A 19,985-nucleotide genomic window follows, 5' to 3' on the forward strand; every position below is an offset into this window, starting at 1 on the left:
CCTCCCTTTTTTGAACGCAAAAAAACCGTTCATTTCAGGGGGATGAACGGCAAAAACGGCAGAAAAACAGCATCCGTGATCATCTGTTCCGCCGTTTCCCGTTCCCGCACCCCGAAGAATAGAAACTTCGAGTATTGGCAGGTCTCCTGGCTTGTGTTTCATTCTAATGAAGCCCTTCCCATACCGCCGCCAAAAAAAGCAGCCGGTACAGTGGTTCGCTCTTTCGTCCACACTGACAGTTGCGGGGGCAGCTCCGGTTTCCCACCGGATTCCCTTTTCAGGCATTTCAAAGCCACCAATACTCGCATACTATATTTAGTATTTTTTTGTTTTAGAATTTCTATATGTTGTTATCCTACCATATTCGACAAAAGATATCAATCCTCAGTTACGTTGAATATGTTTCAAGTTTGTCCGTAAAAAGATGCCGAATACGGAGCAGCCTTCTTCGCCTTTTTCCTTAAGGAATGGATTTTCACAGTCCGTTATCCATTTTAGACGATTGAGGGAGCAGGTACAATACATCGGTTTGACTTTACCCATTAAATTTCTCCCCCACACATGACATTGCAAAAAACCAGAAGCACAATGGCAAAAATTTTAAGCGTTTCCTTCTCATTCATAGGGGCGCTCTTCGTAAAGCACTGGTGAAAATGTGGGCTGCTGCCTTCACATAGAACCCGGCTACGTTAAGGGAGCATGGAAAAACGAAGGTCTTTCTTCACATAGAGCCCGGCTATGTTAAGAAAGCGTGGAAAAATGAAGGGCTTTCTTAACATAGAGCCCATCTACGTTAAGGAAGAACGGAAAAATGAAGATCTTCCTTCACATAGGGCGCGGCTATGTTAAGGAAGCTTGAAAAAACGGAGGTCTTCCTTTACATAGAGGGCGGCTACGTTAAGGAAACACGGAAAATTGACGGCCTTCCTTTACATAGAGTGCGGCTACGTTAAGAAAGCTTGAAAAAATGACGGCCTTCCTTCACATAGAGCCCGGCTACGTTAAGAAAGCTTGCAAAATTGACGGCCTTCCTTCACATAGAACCCGGCTATGTTAAGGAAGCTTGCAAAATTGACGGCCTTCCTTCACGTAGAACCGGCTACGTTAAGAAAGCATGCAAAAACGACGGCCTTCCTTCACATAGAACCCGGCTACGTTAAGAAAGCATGCAAAAACGACGGCCTTCCTTCACATAGAGCCCAGCTACGTTAAGGAAGCACGAAATAACGAAGATCTTCCTGTTAAGGAAGCTTGAAAAAAACGGAGGCCTTCCTTCACATAGAACCTGTCTACGTTATAGAGGCAATCCCGATTAGCCCGTTATTCCCGCCCCTTTCAAGCAGCAGTTGCAAAAATGAAAAAGTTGATCCAACAACCGCGACCTTTCTGGGCTGATTCGTATACGTCTTTCAGGTTGCAAAAAAAGAAAAGGTTGGGACCAACAACTGGCCTCAACCTTATCCTTTTTTAATTCGTCTTCACTGCTTGAACTTGATAGCCTGTTTTTTCAACGATTTCTTTCAATTCATCTGCCGAAACCTTTGCCTCGTCAAAATCCACTTTTGCTTTGCTGGCGTTGAAAAGTACTTTCACATTTTCCACACCTTCCACTTTGTCCAGCGCGCCTTCTATTTTTTTCATACAAGACGGACAGGTTAACGTTTCTAATTGCATCACGGCTTTTTTCATTCCGTTTCCCTCCTTTTGTTTTTATTTTACATGCCGCACTGGTTTCCGTAATTGATCTCCATCAAGTTGGCCGATTTTGCTGATCTTGAACTTCTGCCGTCCGCCCTTTGGTGCAAATCCGATCAACCGCATTGCATTTAGAATAACAGCTAAAACGCTTCCTTCATGGACAAACATCCCGGCTGCAAGGTCTACTTGTCCCCGAAGAACACCAACAAGCAAAAATACGACGACCGAAAGTGCAATTGCTATATTCTGTTTCATATTCCGCATCGTTTTTTTCGACAGGGCAAAGGCATGGGCATATTGGGAAAGCTTGTCTGCCATCAAAACGATATCAGCCGTTTCGATAGAGATATCCGTTCCGCCTTTCCCCATGGCAAGCCCGATATCTGCCGTTGCAATCGCAGGGGCATCATTCATGCCGTCTCCTGCCATCGCCACAACAGCTCCTTCCTCTTTCAGTTTCTTCACATAGTCCACTTTTTCATCCGGAAGCAGCTCTGCATGAAAGGCATCAATACCCAATTGGTTGGCGACGGCTCGGGCGGTATGGCGGTTATCGCCTGTTAACATGACGATCCTTTTGATCCCGGCAGCGCGCATGTCCTCCAAGGCAGCCCGGGCATCTTCACGGATTTGGTCGGCGATGGACAGAATGGCTTCCAACTTTCCATTGACCGCAATAAAAATAGCAGTATTCCCCATTTTTTCACGATCGGTTGCGTAACTGCCCGCTGATGGAGAAATGGTGATGCCTTGTGCTTCCATCAATTTGCGGTTCCCCACAGTAATGGCTATGCCATCAATGGTTGCCGTCATGCCTTTCCCTTTTATCGCTTCACCTTCCTGCAAGTGATACCGGTTAAACGGGATGCCCCTTGCTTCTGCTTCTTTCACAATCGTTTGGCCGAGCGGGTGTTCAGAAACGGTTTCCGCCTTGGCCACAAGCCCGAGCACTTCCTCTTCGCGCCTTGTGCCAAGCAGGTGCAAATCCGTGACTTCCGACTTCCCTTTTGTCAGCGTGCCGGTTTTATCAAATACGAGCGTATCCACTTTTGACAGTTTTTCCATCACATCCCCGCCTTTGATCAGCGCACCGTGTTTCGCGCCGTTTCCAATTCCCGCTACGTTTGACACGGGAGCGCCAATCACGAGCGCACCTGGGCAGGCAATGACCAGGAAGGTAATCGCTTTGTGAAAATCACGGGTAAAAACAAACACGGCGAGTGCAAGGATGACAATCGCCGGTGTGTAATAGTTTGCAAACCGGTCGAGGAAACGTTCGGTTTTCGATTTTGCATCCTGTGCTTCTTCCACCAGTTCAATCATCTTTGCAAAGGTTGTGTCATTCCCGATCTTTTCAGCGATCATTTCGATATAGCCGGTATCTAAAATCGAGCCGCTAAAAACAGGATCGTTTTCTTTTTTCATGACGGGTGCCGGTTCCCCGGTAACCGCTGATTCATCCACGAATGCCCGGCCGTTTGTAATGATCCCGTCAACCGGAATTTTGCCGCCCGGGAGGACAACCAGCTTGTTCCCTGCCCGGACGCGATCTGCGGCCGTTTTTTTTCGGGTTCCGTCTTCTTGAAGCAAGATCGCTTCCTGCGGGGCCATATCTGCCAATTGCTTTAAAGACGAACGGGTTTTCTTTAATGTCCTGGCTTCTAAATAATCGCCAAACAAAAACAGAAAAGTGACAGCTGCGGATTCCATATATTCGTGGATTAGCAAGGCACCTGCAACCGCCACCGTAACGAGCAACTCAATACTGAACGTTTTCATCCTCGCCGCTTGCCAGGCTTTGATGGCGATGGGAAGGACAGCAGCAACGGTTGCCGCCATCAAAAAACCGTCCCTCCAGGCGTAAAAGCCCATCCATTTCATCCATAAACCAAGAACGATTAAAATGCCGGCGATCCATGCCAGATGATGCTTATGTTGATGGATTTGTTCTAACATTGGAACTCCCCCTCACCTGTTATACGATTATTTTAAAAGAGCCCCTTGCTTTCATCATTGACCCTTGTCAAGATTTTTAATTTAAAAATACACCGCAGGACGGGTCCATTGAAAAAATGCGCAGACAAAATTTTGGACACACAAAAAGCGGCGGGTCACCATTATTAGTGGTTTCCCGTCGCTTGTTTATTTTTTCAGCACTTTTTCAGTGGTGACCGCCGGCTGACGTTGCCTCATCTGCATACAATAACAGCTCGTCCAAGTCAGGAATTTTGATTTTCTTATTTGGCAACTGCTCTATTAATCCCTGTTTTTCCAGATTTGTAAACTTTCGGCTGATGGTTTCGGGGGTTGTTCCAAGATAAGAAGCCAAATCTTTTTTAGACATTGGCAAGGCAATCACTGTATCATTCGTGCCGCTTTGTTCCACACAACTGGCTAAAAAGGAGATGATTCTGGATTCCACATTTTCGACCGCTACCCGGGCCGTTTGTTTTTCCGATTCTTCCAAACGCTTTGTGATTTCCGTTAAGATTTTTAAAGCGATTTGGGGATATGCCAGCAAATAGGCTTGAAGGTCCTTCTGTTTCATCCTGCAGATAGTCGAATCCTGCAGGGCCTCTGCGTAATTCTCATGAATTTCCCCCGGTTGAAAAACAGCCAGCTCGCCGGTAAAATCACCCGGATTTAATATGCGGACAAGCTGCTCCTTTCCCGAATCTGCCAACCGGTAAATTCTCACTTTTCCGGTATGGATAATATACAGCGTATCATCTCTTTCCCCTGCCCGGAAAAGTATTTCCCCCTTTTGTAATGCCAGCGTTTCAACAGACGCCCCGATTTTCGCCATCTGTTCTTCTTCCAGATGGTTGAAAATAGGCACGAGCCGTATGCATCCCGCATGGCTTTTACAACCATGCCCGGGATGGGAACCATGGATATGATGATGGCACTCCATGTGATGAGCCCCCTAAAAAAAATTTAGTTTTGCCCAAGCTCTTATGTCATATGATGATGGCTTAGCTTCTCATGCCATTTTACCCGGAAAACGCTTTACAGACAAGTGATCCCGGCCTCGGTATGGCGATTACGAAACAGCTCGTGGAACTTCACGGGGGCTCTATCAATGTAAAAAGCGAACCTGGCAAAGGCACTGCAGTACGCATTCTTTTGCCGATATTGCCGTGAAATATGCGGCAGTCTACACCGTTTCAAGCTCCATTAACGAAACCTTTTCTTCCAGCGCAATACGCGCATTTTTAGTTGCCAGCTGCACCATTTCTTTTTTCTGCCCGCGTTTCGGCTGTACGATACGGGCGGAAACGCATATTTCGGCCGCTTCCTTCCCAACTGCTGCCGGAATGAGCATTTCCTTTGGCAACGTATTGCCACTCTCGCCATAAAAATGCTGTAAAAAGTCAAGAAATGCCCTTTTCGGTTCCTTACTTCCAATTGGTCTGAAAATAACCTCCCGCTCTATAATCCTGCCGTCCCGCATATAAAAAACGTGGACACACATGAACCCGTCTTGAACAGCAAAGCCGAATATATCCCGGCTTACAGGGTCGTTCAGCACGATATTTTGATCTTCCATGGTCACTTCAATTTGCATGATTTGTTCCTTCAGTTGTTCCGCTTTTTCAAAATCAAGCTTTTTTGCTGCCTGCAGCATTTCTTTTTTCATGTCTTTTAAAACTGCTCGGTAACCGCCGTGGAAAAAATGGACAATTTTGCGGATTTGTTCCTTGTATTCTTCTTCACCCACTTCCCTTGCACAGGTGCCAATGCACAGTCCAAGCTGGTAATACAGGCAGGGGCGGGTGCTTGATTCCGGACAACGCCTGAGCGGATAAAGCCTGTCCAGTACTTTTTTTGTCTCCGCTGCCGCCCGGGCATTCGGAAACGGGCCGAAATATTTCCCTTTATCACGGCCTGCTTCACGCGTTAAAATGAGCTGGGGGTGCCGTTCATCCGTAATTTTGATAAAGGGGTAGCTTTTATCATCTTTTAGCATAATATTGTATTTCGGCCGGTACTGCTTAATCAGATTCATTTCCAGCACCAAAGCCTCCGTGTTGGTCGCTGTGACGATCCATTCCAGATCAAAAATCTCTCCGACAAGCTGGGTTGTTTTTTCATCATGGGAACCGGTAAAGTAAGAGCGTACCCGGTTTTTCAGCTTTTTTGCCTTTCCAACATAAATGATTTCCCCTTCCCGGCTTTTCATCAAATAGCATCCCGGCTCTTCTGGCAAAAGGGAAAGCTTGTGCAGGATGACGGTGTTCATTGCTGCACAAGCCCCAGCTCGCGGCAGCGCAAATCAAGTTTCCGGGCAAAATCTTTGCAGGCGGTTTCGATTTCCTCATCCGGGACGACATCCACTTTTAACCCGTCCAAAAGCAGCTCGCACCCCTGCTTTTTCAATGCTTCCTCCATCGTATCCACCGCGGTGGCGAAATGCTCGTAAAAAGAGTCGCCGGCGCCAAACACCGCACCTTTTTTGCCGGTTAAATCGACTTCCGGAAGTTCCTCATAAAAATCGATCATCTCATCCCAAAGATCGCCCTCGTCCCATGTATTTGCGCCGATCAGAATCAGATCATAACCGGTAAGTTCATGCGCGCTTGTATTGGTTGATTCTGCTATATCAACGGCATAACCCGCTTCTGTCAGGGCTGCCGCAATTTGTTCTGCCATAAATTCGGTTGTACCTGTCATGGTTGAATACACAATGATCGTTTTCATCTTTTTTCACTCCGATCTGTTGAATTCCCCCTCCCTTTATTCTATATCAATTGTGAAAATCTGCATTTGATCTGCATCAAGTTTAGATACCAACTGAAAATTTCCATGCGGACCGGCGGGCATATCTCTCAGACTATGAAAAAGTTGAAATCGAAAATATTTTACTTTCCCGCAACAAAATGGCCATTTTTTAAAGGAATTTCCTTATTGTTTGATTAATAATGATAGATGAAGAATTGGTAAAAATGTGATGGAAAAAGATGGACAGGCATTACGCGGATTGGTAAAAAGTGTTAATAAAAAGGGGGCCGGGTCATGAAAAAAAGTACAAAAATTATGTTGTTTACAATTATTGGAATACTATTGTTCCTTTGGGTTGTTGGCATAATAAGCTTCTACTCAATATGAGTACAATTAAGAAAGAATCAAAGAGTAAAAAGCCTCGAAACAGCTTAAGAGCCTTTCTTTAGACCTCTAGCCGTTTTGAGGCTCCACACTTAACGGAGGTAAAGCTCTTGGAGCGTCTGGGGAGATCCGATCCAGTTTTATACCACCTGAAACTTCCCATTCCGGATCGATGGAACGCTTGTATGCAGATAAGTGGAAAAAATAGGAATACATTCTCTTCCTTGACAACCCCTGTTCGATCAACTATGATGGATTTGAAAACGAAAACATTTTACTTTTTCACAAAAAAGAAAGCGCTCACGATTCAACTTGTCGACAAGTATACTAATCTTACAATCTTACGAGAGGAGGATCTCTTATGGAAATCGGGATCGTTGGACTTGGAAAAATGGGGTTGAATTTATCACTCAATATGCTGGATCATCAAGTGGATGTAAAGGCGTATGACACGTCCAGAGATGCAACCGCACTGTTGTCATCCCTTGATTCACGGGCAAAATGCTTTCCTTCATTGGAAGCGCTGATCCAAAATCTTGAAGCCCCTAGAAAAATTTGGGTGATGGTGCCGTCCGGGGAACCGACAAACGAAACCATTCACAAGCTCAGCAACTTGCTCAGCGCCGGCGATATTGTAATTGACGGCGGCAACTCTCATTATACCGATTCATGCAGGCATTATACTTTGCTTCAAAACAAAGGCATTCATTTTCTTGATGTCGGCACGTCCGGCGGGATCAACGGAGCCCGGAATGGCGCCTGCCTGATGATCGGGGGAGACAAGCCGGTATTTGATCAGTTGGAGCCCCTTTTTGAAAAAATTTCAGAAAAAGACGGGTATTTATACACCGGAAAACCGGGAAGCGGCCATTTCCTCAAAATGGTGCATAACGGTATTGAATACGGCATGATGGAAGCATTGGCTGAAGGATTTGAAATTCTCGAGAAAAGCCCGTATGACTACGACAACCAGGCTGTTGCAAAAGTGTGGAACCACGGATCCGTCATTCGCAGCTGGCTTGTTGAACTATTGGAAGATGCATTTTCAAAAGACGCCCATCTCGATGAAATCAGTGGTGTCATGGCATCATCCGGGGAAGGCAAATGGACGGTTGAAACCGCACTTGATTTGCAAGCATCCATACCGGTCATTGCCTTATCCTTGATGAACCGGTACCGTTCCCTTGAAAAAGATACTTTTACCGGCAAAGTCGTTGCCGCACTCCGGAATGAATTTGGCGGACATGCAGTAACCCGGTCCGGCCAGTAAGCCGCCTGAAACGGAGACAGGCTTTTCGGGATCAAATTTACACGAACGGGAGTTTTGAATATGCTACAGTTCCCTGAACAATGGATGAAAAATGCTTCTCTTGGCGAGCAGATCGCAAATGAATTGCGCCTGCTGATCCTTACAAATGAAATCAAGCCTGGTGACATCATTTCCGAAAACCAGATTGCCCGGAAATACGGAACGAGCCGTTCGCCGGTCCGTGATGCATTGAAAGCCCTTGCCAACGACGGTCTTATTCAATTGGAAAGAATGGGCGCCCGCGTACTGGGAATGGGGCTGACAGATATTCATGAACTGTACGACGTACGTGAAATGATTGAGATTTTTGCGCAGCAAAGAGTGTCTGCTGCTCCTCAGGAACAGTTGATCCAATTCCTGAACGAGACGATCGATAAAATGAAGATTGCAGCAAAATACGAGAATCACAGCGATTTCGCCTATTACGATTTTTCTTTCCATGATCGGATCATCCGCCATGCCGGCCATAAACGGATCTTGAATCTTTGGAATGGCATGAAGTCCTTGATCATGGCCGTACTCCTCGTGACAACGGAAGATGTTTTTGCCCACGGCCCTGACCATCTGGCATGGGTCATTGAAAAACACCGGAAAATCGTAAACAGCCTTTTAACCGGAAATGAAGAAAACGTGGAACAATCTGTTTCTGCTTATTTTAAAGACTCAAAAAGAACACTCGATAAATCTTTTCCGGCAGAGGGAAAAACGGAGTAGGCGCAGCCCGCCTGGCGCAGGGTTTTATGTTTCCATTCCTTTTCGGCAATCTGGCCCGGCGGCATCGCTTTTTATTACATTCAAGTTGTCGACAAGTATTCAATGAATTTGCTACGTTCGCTTTAACATACTAAAAAGGAGGCTTTTACGATGCATGACGCCTGTATGATAGGGGTTGATATCGGCACAACCAGCACCAAAGCTGTGCTTTACAAAACCGATGGAACCATCATCGCAAATGCCAATCAAGGTTATCCGTTGTATACGCCGGATGCATTTACTGCAGAACAGGATCCGGAGCAGATTTTCCAAGCTGTCCTTCATACCATTCAGGCTGTTACAGCGAAGAGCGGCCAAAGCCCCGAAACAATCCGGTTTGTCAGCTTCAGCTGCGCCATGCACAGTGTCATCCCTGTAGATCGGGAAGGCAAACCGCTTATGCGCTGCATCACCTGGGCGGATAACCGGAGCATCGGCTGGTGCCGCAAACTGAAAGAAGAATTGGGTGGCCATGAAATCTATATGCGGACGGGGACGCCGATCCATCCGATGTCCCCATTGCCAAAACTGATGTGGCTGCGGCATGAAAGGCCTGAAATCTTTCAAAAAGCAGCAAAATTTATTTCGATTAAAGAATATGTTTTTTACCGTTTGTTCCATCAATACGTTGTCGATTATTCCATTGCCTCCTGCACCGGTCTGATGAGAATGGACACCTTGTCCTGGGATGAAGAAGCATTAAAACTGGCCGGATTAACAGCGGACCGGTTATCCAAACCTGTTCCGACCACACAGATCATGAGCGGGCTTGATCCCCAATATGCAGACCAAATGGGGTTGGGCAAAGATACGCCATTTGTGCTCGGCGCAAGCGACGGTGTGCTTTCAAATCTCGGCGTGGACGCGATTGATCCGGGCGTTGTTGCGGTCACCATCGGCACAAGCGGCGCGATCCGGACCGTACTGGACCATCCTGCTGCTGATCCAAAAGGCAGGCTTTTCTGCTATGAATTGACGGAAGATAAATGGGTGGTAGGCGGGCCTGTCAATAACGGAGGCGGCATATTGAGATGGGCAAGGGATGAATTTGCAGCTTCCGAGGTTGAAACGGCAAAGCGGCTTGGCATCAGCCCTTATGATGTGCTGACAAGAATGGCATCGCGTGTGAAGCCGGGTGCGGACGGGTTAATTTTTCAGCCGTATTTCAGCGGTGAACGCGCACCGTTGTGGAACCCGAATGCCCGGGGCGCCTTCTTCGGCCTCACTCTGCATCATGAAAAACAACATATGATCCGGGCCGTGTTGGAGGGCATTATTTACAACCTTTACAGTGTCATGCTGGCCATGAAGGAAAGAACCGGAGAACCGGCACGGATCCAGGCAACCGGGGGATTTGCCCGTTCACCGCTTTGGCGCCAGATGATGGCAGATATTTTCAATCAGCCGGTCAATGTCCCGGAAAGTTTTGAAAGTTCCTGCCTGGGGGCGGCTGTACTTGGCTTGTATGCGGTAGGAGAAGCGGACAGCCTGGATGTCGTTTCCACAATGGTTGGTTCTGTACACAGCCATCAGCCGATCCCGGAAAACGTGGCGGTTTATGAGCAGCTATTCCCGATCTTCATCCGCCTTTCGCGCAAACTGAACGATGAATGGAACGATATTGCTGCTTTTCAACAATCGCAATTTGGAACAGACGCGGAAAAATGAACGATATAAGCTGAATTTGAGTTTTTATATCAAACCCGAGCACCCATGCATGATGCCTATTTTTACAGCAGGCAACAGTACTGCGATATTTATACAGGTATTGGCCGCGGCTTGAATATCCGTTAAAACGAATGCGAGGCAAGCATGAGCCGCGATTTGAAGCATACATTGCCTGACGCCAGCCGCGTTTTAAAGCCGCAGATGAATGCCGGCTCTAGCCGGGTATTTTCGCCGTTTGAACCGGGAACGCTTTTTAGCCGGTTCCAAAAAACAAGTCCTATTTATACATCAGCGGTGTTGCGGCCGGGGGAAGGGCCCCCTGTTTTGCATCAACGGATAAGAGGCCATTCGCTTCATCAGCAATCGTACCCTAAAAATTATTAAAGAAAGCAGTGATTTTCATGAGCAGTGCGTATCTCATCACGATAACCATCCTTGCCATTGTACTCGTCATTGTCGGGGTCACATGGTTAAAATGGCATGCATTCATCAGTCTGTCGGTTGCAAGTTTGGCTCTTGGCCTTGCAGCCGGACTGCCAATCACAAAAATTGTGACAGATTATGAACAAGGTGTCGGGGGTATTCTCAGTTCATTGCTGGGGATTCTTGCACTGGGCACCATTCTAGGGAAAATGATGTCCGAATCAGGCGCCGGTATACAGATTTCAAATTATTTCACCCGGGCATTCGGTGACCGGAATCTTCCATGGGCCACTTTCTTTGCCGGCTTGATTATCAGTATTCCGGTATTTTTTGAAGTCGGCCTTGTCATTTTACTGCCGCTTGTGATTGCGATCCAAAAAACAACGAAGAAAAATCTTTTGCTGATTGCGATCCCGATGATTTCTGCTTTATCCATTTCACACGGCATCGTCCCGCCCCATCCGGGAGCAATGGCAGCGATCGGTATTTTTCATGCCGATGTGGGGCAGGTTTTGCTTTATTCATTGATTGTCGCTTTGCCGGCCGGTATCATTGGCGGCCCGTTATTTGCTCATTACATTAGTAAACGGGTAAAACCGGAAACAGAACCGAAAGTAGTGGCGGCAAATGTTTCGGCAACATCTTATCCGTCTGTCGGGGTTTCCTTTTTTACGATTTTACTGCCAATTATCTTAATGATCGGAACGGTTATTGTACCGTTCGTCCGGATGCCTGCCCAATTGGCCCATTTTTTAAATTTTATCGGAAACCCGTTGATTGCATTATTGATTTCAGTGTTTGTCGCTTATTATTTGCTTGGGACCAGACAGGGCATCGGGCGGAATTTGATCAATAAACTGACCGGGGAGTCCCTCGCTCCTCTTGCCTCGATCATGATGATCATCGGTGCAGGCGGGGCATTTAAACAAGTGCTGATTTCCTCCGGTGTCGGTGATGCGATTGCCCATGTTGCCACGCAATGGCAACTTTCCCCGCTTGTCATGGCCTTTGTTGTAGCCGGCCTGATCCGGATCGCAACCGGTTCTGCGACTGTCGCACTGACCACGGCAGCAGGCATCGTCGATCCGATTGTCGTCCATATGACGGGGATCAATCTTCCGCTGTTGGTTATTGCAACCGGTGCAGGATCACTCATGTTCTCCCATGTCAACGATGCCGGTTTTTGGCTTGTTAAAGAATATCTCGGGCTGTCTGTCAAACAGACGTTTAAAACCTGGACCGTATTGGAAACCTTGTTGTCGTTTGCAGCATTCTTTATTGTCCTGATCATCAATCTGTTTGTATAATCAGGAAAAACACGGGAGGATTCCTCCATGCACAAAAATACCCTGGCGAACATTGCCAGGGTATTTTTTGCACTTGGCTTTAAACAAATCCGCTTACCGGTGCTCCCGCCTCGCGAAATCGACAAACCGGAATTTGTCCAGCCTGTGGCGCGATTCGGTATATTGCAAAAGGCTTGCATCATCCAAATAAACATGGTTCCGGACAACGACGACATGATTGTACTCGTCCATGTCAAGATACTTGTAGTCTTCCTCTGTTGCTTTTTCGACTGTGATTTCTTTTTTCGCAAAGCTGATCACAAGGCCGAGTGTTTTTTCAAAATACTGGTAGAGCGAGATTTCACAAATATCTCTTGTAATCGACGGGACAAACTTTTTCCGGATGTAATCCTTATCCAAAATGATGTTCTCATGGTCAATTTCCCGCGACCGGACTACCTGCCATACTTCTTCTTTTCCGGATATTTTCAACTGCCGGGCCAGGGCATCGTCCGGTCTGATGAGGACAAGTTCATGGACATTCGTGCGCCATGGCTTCCCTGAGCTTTCCGCAATTTCACGGAAGCTGACAAGGCCTGAAACCGGAAAATCAAACTTTTTTACGTCCAGTACAACAGAACCTTTTCCCCGGATTTTTTGAATATAGCCATTCTGGGATAACAGATTGAGGGCTTTCCGGATCGTCTCCCTTGAAGCCCCGAATTGTTCCGCCAAAATATGCTCGGATGGCAGGAGGCTGCCTGCTTCCATCTCCCCGTTTTCGATTTTTTCAGCAAGCTGATGGTAAATCGTGTAATACTTGTTTTCTTTCATTTGGGATCACCACTTGTATTGTACCATGGCAAAACCGGCATTACGATTCTGTCAAAAAGTACACAACAGATTCATACGGACGCAGAGTGAAAGAATGAAAATCCAGAGGAGAATCGGGATAATTGGAAATCAATATTTCAGCTACCCCGTCCAGTGTACCCGGCAGCTCAAACTGCACCGGTTCTCCGTAAAAATTATTCACCACCAGCAGCTTGCCGTCTTCACTTGTCCGCAAATAAGCAAAGATTCGCGGATGGTCCGGAAGCAATAGCTGAAAGTCCCCATCTGTGATGACGTCATACGTTTTTCTTAACTGAATGAGTTTTTGATAATGGTAAAAAACGGAGTTCGGATCTTTCAGCGCTTTTTCTACGTTAATATCAGGATAGTTGGAAGCGACTGCAATCCATGGCGTGCCTTCGGTAAACCCGCTGTTTTTCGTACTGTCCCATTGCATCGGTGTGCGCGAATTGTCCCTTGATTTCCGCATTAATATTTCCATGATTTCCGCATGGCTTTTTCCACGGCTCTGTAAAATGTTGTACATATTAAGGGACTCGACATCCCGGTACTGTTCAATCCGGTCAAAATGCGCATTGGTCATGCCGATTTCTTCTCCCTGGTAAATATAAGGCGTTCCCTGCATCATATGGATCACCGTTGCCAGCATTTTCGCCGATTCCACCCGGTACTTGCCGTCATCTCCGTATCTTGATACGATTCTCGGCTGGTCGTGGTTGCACCAGAATAAGGCGTTCCAGCCGCCGCCTTTATGCATGCGCGTCTGCCATGTGGACAGAATCTTTTTCAGTGCTAGAAAATCAAAATCGGCAGCCGTCCACTTGTCGCCGTTTTCGTAATCGACCTTCAAATGATGAAACTGAAACACCATGTCCAGCTCACGGGAAGCCGGGTTCGTATAGCGGATGCTGTTTTCAATCGTGGTTGAAGACATTTCCCCGACAGTCATCGCATTATATTTTGAAAACACTTTCTCGTTCATTTCATGCAAAAATTCATGGATGCGCGGGCCGTCCGTATAAAATTTGCGCCCGTCGCCCGGCGGGACTGATCCGTCATCATCGGGGAAATCCTGGTTTTTGGAAATCAAATTGATGACATCAAGGCGGAAGCCGTCAACCCCTTTTTCAAGCCAAAACTTCATCATGGTGTAGACTGCTTCCCGGACTTTTTCGTTTTCCCAGTTCAAGTCCGCCTGTGTCACATCAAACAGGTGCAAGTAGTACTGCCCGGTTTTTTCATCGTATTGCCATGCCGGCCCGCCGAACTTGGAGACCCAGTTGTTCGGTTCTTTCCCGTCTTTCGGGTCCCGCCAAATGTAGTAATCCCTGTACGGGTTGTCTTTCGATGATGCGCTTTCGATAAACCATCTGTGCGCGGTTGAAGTATGGTTGACAACGATGTCCATCATGATTTTTATATTTCGTGCATGCGCTTCTATAAGCAGTTGCTCAAATATTTCCATCGTACCGTACGTCTCATCAATGGCATAGTAGTCGCTGATGTCATACCCGTTATCGCGCTGCGGGGACGGATAAACCGGCGTCAACCAAATGACATCGATGCCAAGCTTTTTCAAATAATCTAGTTTCTCAATAATCCCTTCAAGGTCGCCAATGCCATCCCCGTTTGTATCTTTAAAGCTTTTAGGGTAAATTTGATAGACAACTGCTTTTTTCCACCAAGGTTGTTCCATTTTTTCCACTCCCAAATTGCTATCGTCGTAATGCCATGAAGGCTCGAAATATGATTTGGATGTTAAAGCGATCCAATTTTATATAGCCGGAAAGCGGCCTGCCATTGTACAGTCCGCTTTCCTGTCCTTTACGCTTTTTGTCTTTTTAATTTACCGAACAAGAAGGTCAGCACGAACGGCACGACAATGACGATCGCCATACCGGTAAAAAACGTTCCCCACGAATGCGGGAAGATGGACAAGAATCCAGGGATCCCGCCGACGCCGATGGCCGGGGCTTTCACATGTCCGGTTGCCAGTACAATCCCTGCAATGGCTGAGCCGATCAGTGCGCAAACAAACGGATATTTGAAGCGGAGATTGACACCGAACATCGCCGGTTCCGTAATACCGAGATAAGCAGAAACGGAAGATGTGCCGGCCATCCCTTTATCCACTTTGTTCTTTGCCAAAAACATCATGGCAAGCGCAGCCGAACCTTGTGCAATATTGGACATGCAGAGAATCGGCCACAAATACGTGCCGCCAGCGCTCGAGATCAACTGGAAGTCGACCGCAAGAAAAGCCTGGTGCATCCCTGTAATGACAAGGAGCGCATAGCAGCCGCCGTAAAGCAGGCCGCCGATTGCCGGTACATGGTTAAATACATATACGACAAGGCCTGTAATCCAGTTCCCGATGCCAAAAGTCAGCGGCCCGACTGCCACGAATGTCACAAATCCGGTTACAAGTAAAGCAATGGGGGCGACAAGCAGCAACTGAATGGCATCCGGGATCCGTTTTTTCAGCCATAGTTCAAGTTTCGCCAGAATAAAGGACGATACGAGGACCGGCAGCACCTGCCCCTGATAGCCAATTTTATTGACATGCCAGCCAAACAGATTCCATACCGGGATAGAGTGGCTTTTCAGTGCTTCACCGTATGAATAAGCATTCAATAAGTCCGGATGGATCATCATCGCGCCGAGCACAATCCCGAGAAGCGGATTGCCGCCAAACCGTTTCACAGCCGACCACCCGATTAAGATCGGCAGGAACGTGAAGGCGGTATTGGCAATGATGTTAATCATGTCCGCAAGCCCGGCCCAGCTTTCGTGAACTTGAATAAAAGACTTATGGGCGTAAAAAATGCCCTGGCCTGTCAAAAGATTGTTCAATCCCATTAACAAACCAGCTGTCACGATTGCCGGCAAAATCGGGATGAAAATATCGGAAAGCATTTTGACAAATCGTTGAAGCGGATTCATTTTCTTTGCGGCTTCGTTTTTCACATCTTCTTTTGAAGCGTGCCCGATACCCGTCAGTTCAACCATTTTGTCATATACTTTGTCCACTGTCCCTTGGCCGATCACAACCTGGTACTGTCCGTTTGCTGAAAAAGAACCTTTGACAAGATCGATTTTCCCCAGTTTTTCTTTGTCTACTTTTCCTTCATCTTTTAATGCAAACCGCAGCCGTGTCACACAGTGCGTTGCCACGGTAATATTGTCTTTTCCGCCTACTGCTTCAACAATTTGTTTTACAGATTCATTGCTGATTTTCGCCATGTTGTCATTCCTCCTGTCTTGTTGGCGATCTTACAACTGGGCAACCATGACCACCGTTTCTTTCGGCATAGCATCCAAATTTATTTTTTTGTCAAGATGAACTGCCTCGCCGTTTGTCACCACGATGGATGTGATGGTATCCGCCGCTTTTTCTTGAATCAATGCCAGATCAAAGGTGATGAGCGTATCGCCTTTTTTCACCTTATCGCCTGCTTTTACAGCGGTTTCAAATCCTTCCCCGTTTAATGTCACCGTTTCCAACCCAATATGAATTAAAAGTTCCAGCCCGGATGCGCCGCGCAGCCCGATGGCATGCTTCGTCGGAAAGACTTGCACCACTTCCCCGTCAAATGGCGCCACGAGGAGGCCTTCGGTTGGTTTTATCGCAATGCCGTCCCCCATCATTTTTTCGGAAAAAGTTGGGTCCGGCACTTCTTCAATGGCAACAACCTGCCCTCTTACCGGAGCAAAAATACGTTCTTCCTTTGGCTTCTTTTGAAATAATTTAAACATGATTGCCACCTCACTTTATTTCACAAAACCGTTTTCATTTACTCGTAATCTTGTATATACATCTTACATTCTCATCATATCCTGTATATACAAGTTTGTCAATAGCGCTTTCTTTTTCCCAGAAATAAAATGCTGCCGGTGTTCCATGGGGTGGGAAAATACGATTCAGGCATTGATTGAAGAGGCAAGGGGCAGACTACCAGATATGCTGATGCTAGGGCAGGGAATTGAAAAATTGTGGCAGGATCGTGGAATAACCTAACATGTCGATGGACGAGGGCAAAAATAAACTTAAGTTTTTACCATAAGCTCAAGCACCCATTTGCATGATAACTCCATTTTACAGCAGGCAACAGGCTGCAATATTTTGTGCATTTTATATCGCAGACAAATTTCGTGCCGGGCAATTTCCACCCGATACGGGGCGAAATTCCCGGCACAGATTAAAACTTTGGACTACCTTTGCAACAACAGGTTCACGCATTCAACGATGCACCGTAACGTTTCCGCGGCACGCCCCGGCATAATCCGGTCACTTTTTCAGGAGCCCTTCTTTTACTAAAAAGGCTCTTGCAACATCTTCCGCTTTCTTACCTTTGACACCGACTTCATAATTCATTTTCTGCATTTGGGTGTTTGTAATCTTCCCGGCCAGCTTGTTCAATGCCGGCACAATTTCCGGATATTTGTCAACCGTTTCCTGCCGCAATAAAGGCGAACCCTGGTATGGCGGGAAGAAATGCTTGTCATCTTCAAGAACGACCAGGTGATACCTTTGCAGTTCGCCATCTGTGGAGTAGGCGTTCATTAGATTCACTTTGCCTTGTTGGATGGCATGGTACCGTACAGACGGATCCATTGTCACCACATGAAAATGCAACCCGTATTTTTTTGACAAACCGGGATATCCGTCTTTGATATCGGCAAATTCGGGGGTAAATCCGGCTTTTACGTCCTGTTCGACTTTTACAAGGTCCGATATCTTTTTCAAATGGTATTTCTTTGCAAAACTTTGCGGAACTGCAATCGCATAAGTGTCATTAAATTTCATTGGGCGTAACAATGCCATCTTGTATTTTTTGGCCATGCCTGCTTTTGCTTGCGCGTACACTTCCTTGCCGTCTGTGCTGACAGGGTTCTCTTTCAGCATGTTGACGATGGCTGTCCCGGAAAATTCCGGATAAAGATCGATATCCTTTGACTGCAACGCATTGAAAACAAAGGTTGTATCGCCCAACCCTGTTTTTAACTTCACTTTTAAATCTGTGTTCTCTTCAATCAGCAACTTGTACATATTGTCCAGAATTTCCGGTTCCGACCCCAGCTTGCCGGCAATCACAATCGTTTTTTGCCCGTCTTTATGAAGCAAGTTTGGCGCAACCAGTGAACCAACGATCAACACGATCATCAAGATAAAAATGCCGGATGCCACCATCATCTTCTTAAAAGAAACTTTTTCAAGCTGCCTGAGCAAAACATCGAAAAGAATGGCCAACAAGGCGGCAGGAATGGCACCGAGAATGACAAGGGCATAATCATTCCGGTCAATGCCAAGCAGGATAATGTCACCCAATCCGCCGGCTCCGATCAGCGCCGCAATCGTCGCTGTTCCGATGATCAAAATAGCCGCCGTCCGGATCCCCGCCATGATAACCGGCATGGCCAGAGGGAGCTCCACTTTTATCAGCCGTTTTCTTCTGTTCATTCCCATCGCCCTTGCTGCTTCCAATAATGAAGGGTCGATTTCTTTAATGCCAGTGTAGGTGTTGCGCAAAAGCGGAAGCAGCGCATATGCGACGAGCGCAATCACAGCCGGGACGGTCCCTATGCCAAAAAGCGGGATTAACAGGCCGAGCAAAGCCAAAGAAGGAATGGTTTGCAGCACGCCGGTTATGCCAATAATGGTTTCCGCAATTTTTTGTTTCCGCGTTAAATAAATGCCGAGCGGGATCGCGATCAATAACGAGAAAAAAAGCGCAATTAATGAAATCTCTATATGTTGTAAAAGGGCGTCCAAAAGCTGGGCTCTCCGGTTTGAAAAGGTGGTGATGAAACTACTCATGCATCCGGCCTCCATCCCTTAAGTATTGTGACATGACTTTCATGGCGTGCGGGCGGTTAATCACCCCGACCATTTTTCCGCCATCCATAACGGCAATCTGTTCAAACGAGGCCAGCTGTTCGAATACCTCTGCCAATGGAGCCTGTAAAGAAACGGTTTTTGTTTGGGGCAATATTGCCTGTTCATCTGTAACCGGGATCATGAGTTCCTCCAGGCGGACCGGCACCTGTTTGTTCCCGACAAATTCGCGTACAAAATCGTTCGCGGGGTTGGTTAAAAATGCATGCGGCGTCCCGACCTGAACGATTTCCCCGTCTTTCATGAGACAAATCCGGTCCCCGAGTTTCAATGCTTCCCGCATATCATGGGTAACAAAAACGATTGTCTTTTTCAGCCTCTGTTGAATTTCAAGCACATCATCCTGCAATTTTTCCCGGCTAAACGGATCGAGCGCGCTGAATGGCTCATCCATCAAAATGATTTCCGGGTCGGCAGCCAAAGCCCGTAGGACGCCCACTCTTTGTTGTTGCCCTCCGGAAAGTTCATGGGGTTTCCGGTTCCGGTATTCTTTCGGGTCCAGGCCCACCATTTCCAGCAGTTCATCGACACGGGTACGGATTCTTTTTTTGTCCCAGTTTTTCAGTTCCGGCACAACCGCAATATTTTCCGCAATGGTCATATGCGGGAAAAGCGCAATTTGTTGGAGCACGTATCCGATATCCCAGCGAAGTTCATGAATATCATAATCGCTGATTTTCTTTCCGTTGATTCGGACCCAGCCTTTTGACAGTTCGATGAGGCGGTTGATCATTTTTAATGTTGTCGTCTTCCCCGAGCCGCTCGGGCCGATCAGAACGAAAAATTCCCCTTTTTCTATTTCCAAATCCAGAGACTTTACAGCAAGGGTCCCGTTCGGAAACTGTTTCGATACATGTTCAAACCGGATCATTTTATCTCTCCTTTATCAATGAATTCTCGATTATCCGGCACTTGAACTGCACCGGGTTTTCGGAATAAAATGCTTCTGCGTTCATTTTCCGGCAAATTTTTGGTGAATTCGTAGACTAAG

16 protein-coding genes and 1 riboswitch are annotated in these 19,985 nt (G+C 46.8%); of the genes, 5 read left to right on the forward strand and 11 right to left on the reverse strand.

Features of this window, described 5'->3' with window-relative positions; genetic code table 11:
- Positions 1-119: 119 nt before the first annotated feature.
- Positions 120-315, reverse strand: a riboswitch (cobalamin riboswitch).
- Between the two features lie 1,152 nt (positions 316-1,467).
- From ABR335_RS15965 to ABR335_RS15975, 3 genes are all read right to left on the reverse strand, one after another.
- Positions 1,468-1,689 (reverse strand): heavy-metal-associated domain-containing protein, encoded by a 222-nt coding sequence (locus ABR335_RS15965; RefSeq protein WP_014096394.1) that lies wholly within the window; start codon positions 1,687-1,689, stop codon positions 1,468-1,470.
- Between the two features lie 21 nt (positions 1,690-1,710).
- Entirely contained in the window at positions 1,711-3,654 is a 1,944-nt protein-coding gene (locus ABR335_RS15970) for a heavy metal translocating P-type ATPase (protein WP_014096395.1), read from the reverse strand.
- A 205-nt stretch (positions 3,655-3,859) separates the two neighbouring features.
- Entirely contained in the window at positions 3,860-4,612 is a 753-nt protein-coding gene (locus tag ABR335_RS15975; protein WP_014096396.1) for a Crp/Fnr family transcriptional regulator, read from the reverse strand.
- Positions 4,613-4,683: 71 nt separating this feature from the next.
- Here ABR335_RS15975 and ABR335_RS15980 point away from each other — a divergent pair, with 71 nt between their 5' ends.
- Positions 4,684-4,842: an ATP-binding protein gene (locus tag ABR335_RS15980; RefSeq protein WP_017550597.1), complete on the forward strand. Its 159-nt coding sequence runs from the start codon at positions 4,684-4,686 to the stop codon at positions 4,840-4,842.
- Positions 4,843-4,855: 13 nt separating this feature from the next.
- Here the strand turns inward: ABR335_RS15980 and uvrC are convergent, their stop codons facing one another.
- Both uvrC and ABR335_RS15990 read right to left on the reverse strand, forming a co-directional pair.
- Positions 4,856-5,941, reverse strand: coding sequence for an excinuclease ABC subunit UvrC (gene uvrC / locus ABR335_RS15985; protein WP_014096397.1), 1,086 nt, complete (start codon positions 5,939-5,941; stop codon positions 4,856-4,858).
- Positions 5,938-6,399 (reverse strand): flavodoxin, encoded by a 462-nt coding sequence (locus ABR335_RS15990; protein ID WP_014096398.1) that lies wholly within the window; start codon positions 6,397-6,399, stop codon positions 5,938-5,940. The genes uvrC and ABR335_RS15990 overlap by 4 nt, the downstream gene beginning before the upstream one ends.
- A gap of 766 nt (positions 6,400-7,165) precedes the next feature.
- Between ABR335_RS15990 and gnd the strand changes: the two genes are divergently transcribed.
- The 4 genes from gnd (at position 7,166) to ABR335_RS16010 (ending at position 12,264) form a co-directional block, all read left to right on the forward strand.
- The gene (gnd, locus tag ABR335_RS15995) at positions 7,166-8,074 is read left to right on the forward strand and encodes a phosphogluconate dehydrogenase (NAD(+)-dependent, decarboxylating) (protein ID WP_061565653.1); all 909 of its coding nucleotides are present in this window, start codon (positions 7,166-7,168) and stop codon (positions 8,072-8,074) included.
- A 60-nt stretch (positions 8,075-8,134) separates the two neighbouring features.
- A complete protein-coding gene (locus tag ABR335_RS16000) occupies positions 8,135-8,827 on the forward strand; it encodes a GntR family transcriptional regulator (protein WP_017550602.1) in 693 nt (230 codons plus the stop codon).
- A gap of 150 nt (positions 8,828-8,977) precedes the next feature.
- Positions 8,978-10,534 (forward strand): gluconokinase, encoded by a 1,557-nt coding sequence (gntK, locus tag ABR335_RS16005; protein ID WP_260832256.1) that lies wholly within the window; start codon positions 8,978-8,980, stop codon positions 10,532-10,534.
- A gap of 401 nt (positions 10,535-10,935) precedes the next feature.
- Entirely contained in the window at positions 10,936-12,264 is a 1,329-nt protein-coding gene (locus ABR335_RS16010; RefSeq protein ID WP_035190551.1) for a gluconate:H+ symporter, read from the forward strand.
- 93 nt (positions 12,265-12,357) lie between these two features.
- On the opposite strand, the gene treR is transcribed toward ABR335_RS16010, so the two are convergent.
- The 6 genes from treR to opuFA form a co-directional block, all read right to left on the reverse strand.
- Positions 12,358-13,077, reverse strand: a complete 720-nt coding sequence (gene treR, locus ABR335_RS16015; protein WP_061565655.1) for a trehalose operon repressor — start codon at positions 13,075-13,077, stop codon at positions 12,358-12,360.
- A 40-nt stretch (positions 13,078-13,117) separates the two neighbouring features.
- Complete coding sequence (treC, locus tag ABR335_RS16020) at positions 13,118-14,794, reverse strand: alpha,alpha-phosphotrehalase (protein ID WP_014096405.1); 1,677 nt, start codon at positions 14,792-14,794, stop codon at positions 13,118-13,120.
- Between the two features lie 128 nt (positions 14,795-14,922).
- The gene (gene treP, locus ABR335_RS16025) at positions 14,923-16,341 is read right to left on the reverse strand and encodes a PTS system trehalose-specific EIIBC component (RefSeq protein ID WP_168985815.1); all 1,419 of its coding nucleotides are present in this window, start codon (positions 16,339-16,341) and stop codon (positions 14,923-14,925) included.
- A gap of 30 nt (positions 16,342-16,371) precedes the next feature.
- On the reverse strand, positions 16,372-16,854 hold the full coding sequence (locus ABR335_RS16030) for a PTS sugar transporter subunit IIA (RefSeq protein WP_014096407.1): 483 nt from the start codon (positions 16,852-16,854) through the stop codon (positions 16,372-16,374).
- 532 nt (positions 16,855-17,386) lie between these two features.
- Positions 17,387-18,916: an osmoprotectant update ABC transporter permease/substrate-binding subunit OpuFB gene (opuFB, locus tag ABR335_RS16035; RefSeq protein ID WP_017550606.1), complete on the reverse strand. Its 1,530-nt coding sequence runs from the start codon at positions 18,914-18,916 to the stop codon at positions 17,387-17,389.
- On the reverse strand, positions 18,909-19,865 hold the full coding sequence (opuFA, locus tag ABR335_RS16040; protein WP_350346383.1) for an osmoprotectant update ABC transporter ATP-binding subunit OpuFA: 957 nt from the start codon (positions 19,863-19,865) through the stop codon (positions 18,909-18,911). Before opuFA ends, opuFB begins: the two co-directional genes overlap by 8 nt.
- Positions 19,866-19,985 lie beyond the last annotated feature (120 nt).

The sequence above is a fragment of the Heyndrickxia faecalis genome (genome assembly GCF_040267745.1).
In the GTDB taxonomy this organism is placed as follows: Bacteria; Bacillota; Bacilli; order Bacillales; family Bacillaceae_C; genus Weizmannia; species Weizmannia faecalis.